The sequence below is a fragment of the Paenibacillus sp. FSL K6-2524 genome (assembly GCF_038005525.1).
Classification (GTDB): Bacteria; Bacillota; Bacilli; order Paenibacillales; family Paenibacillaceae; genus Fontibacillus; species Fontibacillus anaericanus.
Window position 1 is genome coordinate 3,396,946 of the sequence record NZ_JBBOSP010000001.1, and the last position, 13,763, is coordinate 3,410,708.

Consider the following 13,763-nt stretch of genomic DNA (forward strand, 5'->3'; position numbering starts at 1 on the left):
GATCCTCACCGTCCCTGTCCAATCTCAAATCTATCGTGAATTGTGCAACAATGACATTTCTTGAAAGAGACGCTGGGCTTCTATTTTATCGTTTGTCATCTGTGCAATGAGTGGTTCCAGACCCGAAAATTTGATTTCTCCACGCAAATATTTTAAAAATGAAACAGAGACGGTTGCTCCATACAAATCCCCTGAGAAATCAAGCAAATAAGCTTCGATCAAATAACCAGTCCCATTTACGGTAGGACGATATCCGGCACTAATGAGTACGTTCCAGTTTGTTTGCCCAAAGTTTCCATCATGGATCTCTACAGTTCCCATATAAACCCCTGGTTTAGGAAAAACATACGAATCTGTTCCTCCCAAATTAATCGTTGGAAAACCAAGCTCCCTACCCAGTTTTTTACCGTGTATCACAGTTCCAGTAACCGTATAAGGTCGACCTAATCGGGCTTGAATAGCTTCCATTTCCCCGTCCGCTACTAATGAACGAATCGTACTGCTGCTGACTTCACTTCCGTTTTCCATGATCAAAGGTACAACCGTTACGGATACATCGATTTGAGCGCACAATGATTTGAGTTCTTCCGTGCTGGACTCACTACCCTTGCCAAAATGGAATCCCTCTCCAACCACGATCCGCTTCACATTTAATTTAGAAATATGATCCAAGATAAATTCTTTAGCTGAAATTTTCGCATATTCTTTTGTGAACTTCACGAGGTAGTATCGATCAACACCGAATTCTTTTAAAATCCGCAATTTATCATCTTCCGGTGTGAGTTTCTTCTCGAAGTTTGGATCCTGTCTCAGCACCCACTGTGGATGCTCGGAAAAACTCAATACTGCGAGCTTATCCTTCTCCGCCATAAATTCTCTTGCTGTTTCAAGGATCACTTGATGGCCTTTATGAACTCCATCAAATTTACCAATTACAAGGACAAGAGAGTCTGAATCTATGGGTGGGGTTGATGTAACTTCAATGATCTCCATGTATATCCTCTCCACTTCTATCTCAATTCGTAGGGTCTTCACCAATAATGATGACTTCTGTCTCTAAATCGATATCAAAATTCTGTTTCACCGTATTCTTAATGAGTTCTATCAAGTCAATGTAATCCTGAGACGTAGCATTATTTACATTCACTATGAAACCAGCGTGTTTCGTAGATACCTCTGCTCCGCCAATTCGCTTACCTTGTAGGCCACAGTCTTGAATCAGTTTACCAGCAAAATAACCCGGTGGACGTTTGAAAACACTGCCACATGAAGGATATTCTAAAGGTTGTTTACTTTCCCGCGCCTCTGTGAATTCCTTCATTTTCGCTTGTATCATTGCAAGGTCGGCTGGTTGTAGAGCAAATTCAGCTTCGAGCACGATATAATTTTTCTCAGAGATAATACTCTTTCGATATCCGAATGATAAATCTTCCTTGGATAAAGTTAAGAGTTCCCCTTCTTGAGTCATGATCACTGCTTTAACTAAGACATCTTCTATCTGCCCACCATAGGCGCCAGCATTCATAAACAATGCACCACCAACCGTTCCGGGTATGCCACAAGCAAACTCAAGTCCAGAAAGCTCTTTATCCAATGCATATCTAGATACCTCTATAATTGAAGCACCAGCTTGCGCATAAATGGTGTGATTTTCGCTACGGATTTCATTAAATTTATTTAGATTCATTGTAATACCGCGCAGGCCACCATCTTTTACAATGAGATTAGCACCATGTCCAAGTAGGGTAATTGGAATATGTTCTGCTCTCGCTGCTTGAAGAATTGCGCCGATCTCATCATACGTGGACGGAGTAATGAAGACATCAGCACTCCCCCCTAACTTTGTATAGGCATGATTCTTAATCGGCTCAGCAAACTTGATATCCAGAGTCGGCAGCTTTTCTTTCACATAATTATGGAGGTTGAATTCGTTATTCATTAAGTTCTTTCCCTTCGATAGTTATCATCGGATTCATGAATTATACAATTATTAAGAGTTTACGAAAAAGTATGCGGATACCTTCAAACGTTCAATGACCGCATGCCTGAGTTCTTCTGATTCAACCGTTTCTTCGAGTGCCCTACTCATGCATGATAACCAAGCATCGGCATGATCACGAGTGATAGTAAAAGGCATATGACGTGCTCTCATCCGAGGATGTCCGAACACCGACGTGTACAAATCAGGACCACCAAAAAATTGGCTCAAAAACATCTCTTGTTTCTCCATAATGGAGTCAATGTCATTCGTGAATAAAGGAGCTAATAAAGGATCTTTCTTCACCTTAGGATAGAAGGATTCAACAACCTTACGTATCCCTAGTTGCCCGCCAAGTTCATCATATAATACCATGGGTACCCCCTATTAGTTCGTTTATAGTTAAACATTATATACACTAATGTTTAAAAAGTATATAATGTAAATCTTTGTCCCAGCAATAGAAAAAGAACCGAAAAATCGGTTCTCAATTCATAAGTTCGATTGATGAACATGAAGTAGTTCTCTATATTGCATAATCTTGAACAAGCTGCTGAAGTGCTAGATGTACATCACCTTGAAATAAGCCGCCATGATAGCATACGAGCTGTTCGATGTCATAGTCGAGCAATAGTTTAACGGAGCGGAGCGCCTCATCTAGATCATCTGCAAATTGGGGGTTGGCGATACCGAGCTTCCCTTGATCGATGACGACCACGTCTCCCGCGATTAAAGTTTTACTTGAAGGCAGATATAACGAAATATGACCGGGTACATGTCCAGGTGTATGAACAATTTCGATGCCACCGCACCAAGGGAGTATCTCACCATTTGTGACCGTCTGGTCTACTCGAACGGTTTCGACTGCCTTTAAGCTGTCCATAAACTGTTGTACATATGGTTTTGCCTCTGCAGGAAGTTCATCAAACGTGGACTCTGCCTGCTCAAGTCGGATAACTTTTTTGTCTCCTTCTATATAAGGCACTTCCATTTCATATGCGATAATCTGAATATGCGGATACGTCCGTTTTATTGCTGCAAGCGAACCGATATGATCAATATCATGATGGGTCACGATCAATTTTGTAATCGAATCTAGTGTGATATCGTATCGATTAACTGCTTTTTCAAGTAGGCTCATAAAATTAGGATACCCGCAGTCAACAAGAATCGTATCGTGCTCATCTTGAAGCAGGATCGGGGTTATGATCTGTTGTTGTCCGCTATGTTCGAACTCGATATCGAGTAGTCGAAAGTCGCCCATATGAAGTCCCTCCTGTTATCCAACTAGTTTTATATTAGATTAATGTAGTCGTTCATTTTTGTAAATGGAATCGGAAATATGAATTGATGGTACCCATATTCTGTAGTAATATTTAATAGCCTTACTTTAAGATGAATTAAGGAAAGAAGGATATAGATATGACTGACACTCTTGTACTTTCTGGACCTTCCCCAGATAGCGATTCGCATAGTCTACGTGCTGACTGTGAGAAGTGCTTTGGATTGTGCTGTGCTGCACTGCCTTTCGGGGCTTCAGTAGACTTCGCAATTGATAAAGCCGCCGGACAACCCTGCCACAACCTTCAACCCAACTTCCGTTGTGGTATACATACAAAACTCAGGGATCAGGGCTTTCGTGGTTGCACCGTTTATGATTGCTTTGGTGCGGGACAAAAGTTATCCCAATTCACCTATAACGGACAAGACTGGCGTCAAGCTCCTCAATCCGCGAAGCAAATGTTCGAGGTGTTCCCTACCATGTGGCAACTCCAAGAGCTACTCTGGTATTTGACTGAAGCATTGGCTTTGGATGCAACCCAGTCGATACACAGCGACTTGAGTGCCACGCTTGAAGAGACAGGAAGTCTCACTTTCCTCAGTCCTGATGCCCTACTGGCATTGGAAGTGACAGCTCACCATGCAAAGGTTAATACTTTGCTTCTTCGGACAAGCGAACTCGTTCGAGACGAAGCACGTCGCCAGTATAAGAACATTTCAGGACGTCAGAAGTCGTTCGGCCGAGGGGCAGATCTTATTGGAGCCAAACTCAAAGGTGCCGATCTTAGAGGGGCTAACTTAAGAGGGGCTTACCTTATTGCCGCTGATCTCAGAGGAGCCGATCTTAGAATGGCTGACCTTATCGGAGCTGACTTCAGAGACACGGACCTTAGAGGTGCCGATCTCTCAAATAGTATCTTTCTCACCCAATCTCAACTGGGCGCTGCAAAAGGCGATGGGCAGACAAAGTTTCCAAAGTCACTCTCTCGCCCAGAACATTGGTCCTGACGTATAACATAGCGTTATAAAGAGATGTCCTTGTTCTATCGATCAGTTTCAGTGAACCGAATTCTTTGGACCCTATCGTTTGATGGATCAAATTCAATATTGACGTAAACACCAAACTCCTTGCCCTCTTTGTTTACAAGCCATAGTTTGAATCTCTCTTCAGATTTTTGTGAGGTCAAATCAGTGCGACCCAAATGCTTATAATCGAGGATGGTCGCCTGGTAACGTTTTTGTGTTTCTTTCACTGCAAGGGCACCCCATTTTGCGTAATCCGGGGCAGCTCCTACGGATATTGTTGATGCTATGAGCAGAACTAGTAGGGAAATCATAACTTTTCTCATATCTGGCACCTACCTGGAAAGAATTTATTTGTTCTAATTATTCCCTATAAGTTCCGCTAGTACACTAAAACAGAACATTCCCGTAACAGAAAAAAAAGGCTGCCACATGGCAGCCTTTTCGATGTTTATATATCGAGCACCAGCATTTTGACTTTATCCAGAGATCCGCCTATTGTACGTGCTCTTCTTCAAATGCCAGCTTAACAATGGGTTATTCTTTCACCCCACCCAGCGCTACGCCCGCGATAATATAACGGGATAACAGGAAGTAAACTACAAAGAGCGGTAAAGCCGTCAAAGCCAGCCCCATGTAGATTGAGCCGAACTCAACCCTGTAAATATCACCTCGAAGCAAGCTTACCATGATCGGCATCGTATATTTTTCCTTCTGCGTCAGCAGAATCAGCGGCATGAACAGGTTGTTCCAATTGGCCACAAAGGCAAAGATAGCCTGCGTCGCCACTGCTGGCATCATCAGCGGCAAGATGATCCGGTTGAATGTGGAGAATTCACCAGAACCGTCTACGCGTGATGCTTCCACAATCTCTAAAGACAGAGTTGCAAGAAGGTATTGACGCATGAAGAACACTACTGCCGGCGCTGCAATCGCGGGTAGAATCAGTGGAAGAAAGTTGTTTGTCCAATGCAATTTATACATGAACTGATAGAATCCAATTGCGCTTGCCTGTGAAGGAATTAACATCACACACATGATGAAGGTGAAGAATGGCCCGCGCAGTCTCCAGTTATAGGTCACAAGTCCATAAGCTGCCAAGGACGAGAAATAGACTGTACAAAGGGTTGCAGCACTGGAAATGATGAACGAATTCAGGAACCCTTGAATTGGATCGAAGCTCTTGTCGAGCAACACTCGCAGGTTGCTCATCATATGGGTCGAAGGAAGCAGCGAGAGACCACTTTGGATTTCCGGTGTAGAGCGTGTAGCATTTACAAACATGATCCAAAACGGAAGGATGCTGAGCACCGCCAACAAGATGCAGACGATATAGATAATCGTCTTAATTATCTTTCGATTGGCGGTTCCACTTTTTTGTATTGTCGCCATATGTTACACCTCCCGCACGGCTGCTTGGGCAGCCTTTTCAGTTCTATATTTCTTTTCCGCTTTTTTCAATTTTGCTGCGTCGCGGTCGCGCATCAGGTAGAACAGCAATCCAGACAATATCGCCGCGATCCCGAACATGAGCATGCTCGCCGCTGCAGCGCGATTATACATAAAGCTGCCCTTGAACGCTTGCCCGTAGATAAACATGGATGTGGTTAGCGTGGAGTCGTCTGGTCCGCCCAGAAGGAAAAGTTGCGGAATATCGAACATGGTCAAGCCACCAACCATCGATGTAATCAGTGTAAAGAGCAATATCGTACGCAGACTTGGCAGTGTAATACGGAAGAAGGTTTGAATTCCGTTTGCGCCATCGATCGCTGCAGACTCGAAGAGAGCGGGATTTATGCCCATCACACCTGCAATAAGGATAATCATGGTGTTTCCGTACCACATCCAGAACTGGATGAACGACACAATACCTCGCGCTGTCGTCTTATCCTGAAGAAAGAATATTGGAGCGTCGGACCATCCCAGCGTTTGAAACAAACTGTTTATGGGACCCATAGGATAAGAAAACATAGTACTGAAAAGTATGGCGATCGTACTCGCAGTGATAATATTGGGCATGTAGAGCAGAACTTTGAACACGCCTTGTCCCTTAATGTTGAGGCGTCGGTTCGTGAACCATGCAGTCAGCAAGAGCGCGAGAACCATCTGGGGAATAAAGTTGGTAATCCAAAGTAACCCCGTGTTGAACAGAGACTTCCTGAACGAGGGGTTATCAAAAATGAGATCTTTGAAGTTTTGAAAAGGATTCTCCATAATATGGATTGGTTTTGGTATTAATCCCTTCATGTCGGTGAACCCGATGACAGCGGTATATAAGATCGGATACAGCGAGAAAATCAGAAATGCTAGGACAAACGGAAAGGTAAAAATATAGCCATATTTCGAATAGTTGACACCTTTGCGGCGCATGCTCTCTCACCTCATTAATTGATATGAAGGGGCGGGAATACCCGCCCCTTCAGCTCCTACTTATTCGCTATCGATGTCAAGTTGGTCTTTGACTTGTTGCTTGAATGTTTCAATCGCTTTGTCACGATCTTTGTTGCCCGCAGTGTATTCGCGTACTTGATCGCGCCATAACTTGTTAATCGTTTCGTCGTATTGAGTCAAGTTCTTACCGGATGCGTTGGCATTGGCCGGAACAAAGATGTCGAATATGTTCTGTCCGCCAACCAATGGTAATTCGCCGTTAGACTTATCCATGACAACGGAGGAAGCAACGCTGTCCTTCGCGCCTTGCTCGCCATCTTTCATCGTTCCGTTAGCCCAGTAGTACTGGAGGCCAGTTTCAGAAGTATCGAGCGTTACCCACTTGATGAAGTCCGCAACAGCTTGTTTCTTGGCTTCGTCCTTGACTACGTCTTTGTTAGCGAGTAACCAAGTTCCTCCCCAGAAGAAGCCTGTTGGTGGCTCAGTAACTGCCCAGTCACCATTTGTATCTTTTGCATTATCGCTTAACGTATAGTTAATGAGCCAAGCAGGACCGAAGAAACCGAATACCGGTTTGACACCTGTGCCGGACATATCGGCGAACCATCCTTCCTGCCAGTCTTGTGTATCGTTGTGATAGCTATTATCTTTCAGCTTTTTGGAGAGATCAAGGAACTCTTCGCGCTTAGGATCGATATGAAGCTTTCCATCGACAATCCAGCCTTTGTCAGAACTGTTCTCGATCGCGTGCCAAATATCTCCGTCTCCAGAAACTATGCCATATCCTTTGGCTTTTAGCTTTGCAGCTGCTTCGTAGAACTTATCCCAGCCAGGTCCCACTTCAGTTTTAATCGTTGCCGGATCGTCCGTTCCAAAAACATCCTTGGCAATCGATCGCCGATAGATGAAAGATCCGCCGGTCGCCTGATAGCCAAGACCTTTCAGATTACCGTCTAAACTTCCGATGTCAACTGAGTATTGGGCGATGCCAGCGTCCTTTACCATTTGGTCGTCAAGGCCCAGGTCAGCATAGTTGGCAGCATAGGAGGATGCATCACCTTGTGTATACTTGAGTACGAACGCAGCTTCAGCTGCATAAATGTCCGGGGCATCTTTGCCGCCACCGGCTAGGGCCTGATCAAGAGCCGGTTGATAAGCTCCATCGGTGGTTGCGACAATCGTGGTTTTGAACTCCACATTCGCGTCGGGATGAGTTTCTTTATACTTTTTGGTCATGTTCGGAATCTCGTCCGTGAAGCTCCAGAGATTGATGGTGACTTTCGAATCACTTTTTGCTGGCTCCGCGGCAGTGTTAGTTGATGGAGCTTGACTTGAGTTTGAGCTGGATGAGTCTGTGTTTGATTTCCCACCACATGCAGTAAGAACAGATGACATCACCAGTATTGCAGAGAGTCCGACGAAAATACGTTTCATACCTTTCATGCGTTTCATACTTAACCTCCCCTTTTATATTGATTCCTCGGTTTTATGTAACCGCATACATAATTATAGATCCAATGATCCATTCGCATAAGGAACCATTCTTTGGGGATACTTCCACTATTTTTGGGTTGTGTTCCTTGGAATCCGTTAGGAACTTATACTTTCTTTAATAAAAAAAGACACCAAGGGATCTCTGAACTGTGACCTTATTTGTAGACAGTTCTGAAAAAGAGCCTTTCGTTAGGCAGTCAACAGATGACTTCTGAATTCATCAGGAGTCATCTGTTTTAATGTCCACTGGTAACGCTCCGTATTGTAATATTCCATATAGTCATTTACTCGAACTCGTAATTCCTGAATGGTCGTACACGATTTATACTCTAGCTCATCCTTCATATGACCGAAGAATGTCTCCATCGAGGCATTATCCCAGCAATTCCCTTTGCGGGACATGGACTGCTTAATGCCAGCCTTATTGACGAGAAGATGAAACTTTGGGTGAGTATAATGCATCCCTTGGTCAGAGTGTAAAATGGCCTCAGGATGAATATTGCTATCCAGTCGATCCAGCAACCTTTCCATAGTCCGTTCCACTAGCGATAGGGCCAAAGAGGAGGAGAGATAATGAGCCAAAACTTGTCTCGTCGATCCATCCTTCACCACGGACAGATAGGCACATTGTCCATGCCCATAGTGCATATAGGTTATATCCGTCAGCAGTACCTTCTCAGGCTCTCCTTGGTCAAACTCACGCTTTAGTAGATTTGGACATGTTTGGTGCTCTTTTGTAGCTTTCGCCATCTTACGATAGGGATTGGCTTGCCGAATCGTAGCAATAAGGTTATATTTTCGCATTAATCTTCGAATCTTCTTGTGGTTCATGACAACGCTGCTCTTCCGTTCAAGTCTCATCTTCACTACTAAGGCTCCAGCTTTACCATTCAAATCGTCAAAGTGCTTTTGGATAAGGAAAGCGTCACGCTCATCTGCTTCCTCTCGTAACTGTCTGGATTCCTCAGCCGCAAGCCAGCGGTAATAACCGCTTAAACTCACATGGGCCAACTTGCATAGGTAGCGCGTCATACGCTGTAGGCCGTGCTTGCGGATGGTGTGGTTAATGATCTGGAAGCGCTCGGAGGGTGTCAACGTTTCCTCAGCATTTTCTGCTTTTCGAGCGCCTCGAGCTTTTTTAAAAAGTCATTCTCCATCTCAAGTAGCTTGATTCGTGCTTCCGCACGTTTTAGTTTTTCTTCGGTGGAGAGTTCTCCTGCAGGTCTTCTGCCCGTAGATCCTTTTCCCCGATGATTCTCAAGCAGTCCATCTTCTCCATGAGCCTGGTAAGAATTACGCCAACGGTTTAGGCAATGCTTGGGTTTCTTACGACCGATAATATCCATATTAAATCCGGCTTTGAGGAAAATCTCCATCGGGGTTTGTCCCTCTTTATAGGCCTTAACTGCTGCAAGTTTAAACGTAGGTGAATACGTAATACTCTTCTCCGTCACGTTCTCGACATTTGGATTCCCCTCTAGCTGTTTAATCTCATTTTCGTTGAACATCTTTAAATCACCTCTCGTTTTATTGATGAGTTCTTCCACGGTTTTGTTTCAATAGTTCGATTAAAACACAAATGACCCGTAAGAGGGTCACTTTTTTCAAAGTTTCCATCTTACGGGTCACAGTTCACTCTACCTTGGGGTCTCAATTATCCGTGACATTACCTTTGTTTACTTACCCGCTTTTAGGGCTTCATCCTGTTTCTTGATGAATTCTTCCGGAGTGACCGCTTTGCCGAACAACGCCTGAACCTGATTAATGTGCCTACTGGAAGCGGCTGGCTTCATCTGGGTATCTAGATAAAGGGTTACTTTGTTGGCCTTGTTCAATTCGTCTAATAGATCAATGAACATTTGCGGGAGCTTGATGGCCGCGGTATCTACTTTGGTAGCGGGTATTACACCCGCATCAACAACGGAATGCTCTCCCCATTTCTGAACGAAGAAGCTGACGAAACTTTTAGCCTCCCGAGCATACTCAGAATGTTGAGAAACAAACAATCCTGTCCCTGGACCACCAACCCAATCATCAACATTGCCTTTGCCACCTGCAACCGTCGGGAACTTGAAATAACCTATCTTGGCTTTAAATTCTTCGGATACGTCCTCAGCGGTCGTGTAATTAGGCAGTTCCCAAGTACCTATGGCGTACATGGCCGAATTCCCGTTCATAAACTGTTCTTTGGCTTCGTCATTGGATAAACCATTATATCCTTTGATGAATGTGTTCAGGTTCACCAGCTCTTCTACTTGTCTTGCAGCCTCAAGCAAGGAAGGGTCTGTGAAGTCCTGGTTCACAACGGCTTTATCCAGTAGGTCCGGTCCCCCTATACGATCAGCCAAGTACATGTACCAGAAGGAAGCCGGCCAACCGTCCTTACCGCCAAGTGTAACGGGGGGAACTCCGTTATCGTTCAGCGTTCGGATGATCGCTTTCAGATCTTTTAAGGTTTGGGGAGGCTGTAGATCATATCTCGAAAATATTTCTTTGTTATAATAGATCGGAACAATGTTTAGTTCGACCGGGAGAGCATACGTCTTGCCATCAAATGAATACGCTTCGGTCGTGCCAGCTACGAATTTCCCATTCAACTCGCCCTGCAAAAGATCGTCCATGACCGCAAACTTGTTTCCCTTAACATAGGGATCCATGAAACCGGCTGCCCAAGTGAACCCGATGTCCGGCAGATCATTGGATGCGGCAAGCACCCTCAGTTTGCTCTTGTACTGTTCATTTTCAAGTACTTCCGTCGTGATGGTGATATTCGGATTGGCTTCTTCAAACTCACTGATGATTTCTTTTACCATTTTGTTTTGCGCGGAGTTGTTGCCATCTGACCATAGATGCATCATTTTTAAAGTTATTTTCTCACCGTTACTCTTGGAACTGTTCCCTTCGTTGCCGCCGCAAGCGGTCATTATCAGCAGCAAGACCAGGAATACGGCACAATATACTACGATTCTCTTCGTGGGTATCCCCCCTTGTCGAGTCATTATTGGATATGGCCATCCATACCGTTCCTTTTGGATCGATACTGTCCCGGACTCATCCCATCGTACTCCTTAAACAGTTTGTTAAAATATTTTACGGTCTGATAACCGGTACGACTTGCAATTTCCGCTATGGGCAGATTTGTTTTCAACAGCAATTCCTTTGCTTTCTGCAATTTTCTACGAGCGACGTATTCGCTGAAGTTCATCTGGCATTGCTCTTTGAAAAGCGAACTGAAATAACTCCCGTTCAGATGTACATGCCCAGCGACTTCCTGCAGGCTGATCGCCTCCTCTATATGCATTTCCACATAGTGCATCGCCTGGCGGACCGGATCGCTTAATGCAGCTTCTTCTTCCCTTATGGCCATCAATTGCGGATCAGCCATCTTCCGCATGAAGACAATATGTTCTTGCTCTTCCCCTGCCTTTAGAGCATCCTCTACGGATGCAATCAGCTTTTCTCGGCTGGCTGGCTTGAGTAAATAGTCCACTACGGACAAATGAATCGCTTGCTGGGCGTACTCGAACTCGGCATGGCCGGAGATGAGAATAACGGATGGCTTACGCTGGATTCTTTTCTCCCTCATTTGGCTTATTAAAGCAAGCCCGCTGATTTCCGGCATGCGTATGTCCGTTATCATAAGTTCCACGGGAATCTCCTCAAGAATTTGCATAGCGGCGACCCCATTGCTTGCCGTGAGGATCTCATATTGACCGGCTGCCCATACCTCAAGTATTTTCTTCATTCCTTCTCTCGATCTCAGTTCATCGTCGACGATAAGAATCATTCGGCTCCTCATGGCTTTTTGCCTCCTCGGACAGGAATTTGGATACTGATACGAGTGCCCTTGCCCTTCCGGCTATCAATGGATAATACCGCGCTCTGCTCATTATTAAAAAACAGTTGAAGTCTCCTCTGCACATTGGCGATTCCCACGCCGGAATCTTTAGACGAAGACACTTCCCCGCTTTCCAGCCCTTCCACAAGGGAGCGCAGCTTTTCCTCATCCATTCCCACACCGTTGTCCTCCACCGTAATGGCAATCCGTTCTCCGTCGCGCGCGACCGTCAGCCTTATCCAACCGGGTTCAATTTTACTCTCGACTCCATGCAATACGGCATTCTCCACGAGTGGCTGCAGCAACAACCTGGGTAGCTCTACATCTGCAAATTCTGGAGGAGCCTCGATTTCCCAATCTAGGCGGTCTTCAAATCGCATCTTCATAATGAGCATATATCGCTTCACATGCTCCAGTTCATCTTGCAGCTTCACCCATTCCCCTTTACTCGGCCCAGTGATGGTATACCGAAATAAATCAGACATGGCGACAACATACTCGGCCAGTTGATCTTGATCCTTGTCTAGTAGCGACCAGTACAGAACATCCAAGGTATTAAACAAAAAATGTGGATTGATTTGAGCTTGAAGTGCCTTTAACTCGGTGTGACTCCGAGATAACTCTTTCTCATAAACCAACTGGATCAGCTCATTGATGTTATCGATCATTTTGTTATAGGAATAATTAAGTTCCTTAATTTCCATGGTGGACGATACATTTTCGATGGGCTTCAGAATGCCGAGACGGGTACCTCTCATGGCTTTGATCAGCTTAAACACTGGCCGGGTAATTAGGGTAGACAGAAAAAAAGAAAGTAAGATGAATAGCAAAGTACCCATGATGGCCGATACGACAATGGTCGTCCGCAAGACCGATATGCCTTTGGTGATGACGTTAACCGGCGTTAAGATGAGCAGCGTCCATCCAGATACGGAAGACCGCTGTTTGACGACGATAAAGGACCTGTTACCGATGGAAGCAATCTGATCATTGGAACCCTCCAGAAGCATCGCCGCTGTCTTTTCTGAAATGGTGTTATCGTTGGACGTGATCAACTGTCCGTCTGAAGCGAGGAGCAGCACTGTTTCCGCTTCCCCTTCCCCAGACACTGAGCTTTTCAGCGCAAACTTGCTGCGATCTAAGCGGATGAGCAAATACCCGCCAGTCGTGAAATACCTATCGATGATGCTGATTTGTCGAATCGCCAAAAGTGATGTGGAATCGAGCGGGTCGATTCCGAACCAGACGAGGCTTCCTTCCTTCCTCGTCGCCAGTTTAATCCAGTCCTCAGGCACCTTATCTCTCAGGCTGCTGCCATCGAGAGGGTATAGCACCGCCCCGTCTTTGTTGTAAAGCTCAACTGATTTGATGCCGTCCGTGTAGATTTGGACCAGATTGATAATAGGTGGCAGCGCCTGTCGTTCCGCAAAAGTAGCCGGCTGACCTTCTAAATCCCGTAAAAGCAGTTGCTGTATATACTCGTTTGTCGATACCAGCGTCGTTAGAGAATTGATCTGTTCGAGAATTCCCTCAAGGCGTCCATTAGCCTGAATCGCAGTTTGCTGAATATGCTTCTCTGCGTTGTTCTTGAGCAGCGTCGAGACCGAATGGAATGTAATCCCCCCGACAAAAATCAGAATGATCAGCATGACAGCGAGAAATCCGAGTAGCATTTGATTCCGCAGCGTATTGAAATTTAACCTGGGTAGTATCCGCCGCACGCAGTAGCTTCCTCCCTTCTTCATGGGATTATGGAAC

14 protein-coding genes are annotated in these 13,763 nt (G+C 45.1%); 1 reads left to right on the plus strand and 13 read right to left on the minus strand.

What is annotated here, in order from left to right; all coding sequences use genetic code 11:
- Positions 1-30 precede the first annotated feature (30 nt).
- The 4 genes from NST85_RS15525 to NST85_RS15540 form a co-directional block, all read right to left on the minus strand.
- Entirely contained in the window at positions 31-993 is a 963-nt protein-coding gene (locus NST85_RS15525; protein ID WP_341189731.1) for a bifunctional riboflavin kinase/FAD synthetase, read from the minus strand.
- A gap of 22 nt (positions 994-1,015) precedes the next feature.
- Positions 1,016-1,939 (minus strand): UDP-N-acetylmuramate dehydrogenase, encoded by a 924-nt coding sequence (murB, locus tag NST85_RS15530; RefSeq protein WP_341189732.1) that lies wholly within the window; start codon positions 1,937-1,939, stop codon positions 1,016-1,018.
- Positions 1,940-1,990: 51 nt separating this feature from the next.
- Positions 1,991-2,353, minus strand: a complete 363-nt coding sequence (locus tag NST85_RS15535) for a globin domain-containing protein (protein ID WP_127192797.1) — start codon at positions 2,351-2,353, stop codon at positions 1,991-1,993.
- A 151-nt stretch (positions 2,354-2,504) separates the two neighbouring features.
- Positions 2,505-3,242, minus strand: coding sequence for an MBL fold metallo-hydrolase (locus NST85_RS15540; protein ID WP_341189733.1), 738 nt, complete (start codon positions 3,240-3,242; stop codon positions 2,505-2,507).
- Positions 3,243-3,400: 158 nt separating this feature from the next.
- On the opposite strand from NST85_RS15540, the gene NST85_RS15545 reads away from it, so the two are divergent.
- The gene (locus NST85_RS15545) at positions 3,401-4,267 is read left to right on the plus strand and encodes a pentapeptide repeat-containing protein (protein ID WP_127192799.1); all 867 of its coding nucleotides are present in this window, start codon (positions 3,401-3,403) and stop codon (positions 4,265-4,267) included.
- Between the two features lie 35 nt (positions 4,268-4,302).
- On the opposite strand, the gene NST85_RS15550 is transcribed toward NST85_RS15545, so the two are convergent.
- From NST85_RS15550 to NST85_RS15590, 9 genes are all read right to left on the minus strand, one after another.
- The gene (locus NST85_RS15550; RefSeq protein ID WP_127192800.1) at positions 4,303-4,608 is read right to left on the minus strand and encodes a DUF3889 domain-containing protein; all 306 of its coding nucleotides are present in this window, start codon (positions 4,606-4,608) and stop codon (positions 4,303-4,305) included.
- 211 nt (positions 4,609-4,819) lie between these two features.
- On the minus strand, positions 4,820-5,674 hold the full coding sequence (locus NST85_RS15555) for a carbohydrate ABC transporter permease (protein WP_127192801.1): 855 nt from the start codon (positions 5,672-5,674) through the stop codon (positions 4,820-4,822).
- Positions 5,675-5,677: 3 nt separating this feature from the next.
- Positions 5,678-6,652, minus strand: a complete 975-nt coding sequence (locus tag NST85_RS15560; RefSeq protein ID WP_127192802.1) for a carbohydrate ABC transporter permease — start codon at positions 6,650-6,652, stop codon at positions 5,678-5,680.
- Positions 6,653-6,712: 60 nt separating this feature from the next.
- Entirely contained in the window at positions 6,713-8,125 is a 1,413-nt protein-coding gene (locus NST85_RS15565; protein WP_246054148.1) for an ABC transporter substrate-binding protein, read from the minus strand.
- Between the two features lie 231 nt (positions 8,126-8,356).
- The gene (locus NST85_RS15570) at positions 8,357-9,262 is read right to left on the minus strand and encodes an IS3 family transposase (protein ID WP_246054466.1); all 906 of its coding nucleotides are present in this window, start codon (positions 9,260-9,262) and stop codon (positions 8,357-8,359) included.
- Positions 9,259-9,675 (minus strand): HTH domain-containing protein, encoded by a 417-nt coding sequence (locus tag NST85_RS15575; protein ID WP_246054465.1) that lies wholly within the window; start codon positions 9,673-9,675, stop codon positions 9,259-9,261. Before NST85_RS15575 ends, NST85_RS15570 begins: the two co-directional genes overlap by 4 nt.
- Before the next feature lie 168 nt (positions 9,676-9,843).
- Positions 9,844-11,166 (minus strand): extracellular solute-binding protein, encoded by a 1,323-nt coding sequence (locus NST85_RS15580; protein ID WP_127192803.1) that lies wholly within the window; start codon positions 11,164-11,166, stop codon positions 9,844-9,846.
- A complete protein-coding gene (locus NST85_RS15585; protein WP_127192804.1) occupies positions 11,166-11,966 on the minus strand; it encodes a response regulator transcription factor in 801 nt (266 codons plus the stop codon). The genes NST85_RS15580 and NST85_RS15585 overlap by 1 nt, the downstream gene beginning before the upstream one ends.
- Positions 11,963-13,726, minus strand: a complete 1,764-nt coding sequence (locus NST85_RS15590) for a sensor histidine kinase (protein WP_246054150.1) — start codon at positions 13,724-13,726, stop codon at positions 11,963-11,965. Before NST85_RS15590 ends, NST85_RS15585 begins: the two co-directional genes overlap by 4 nt.
- Positions 13,727-13,763 lie beyond the last annotated feature (37 nt).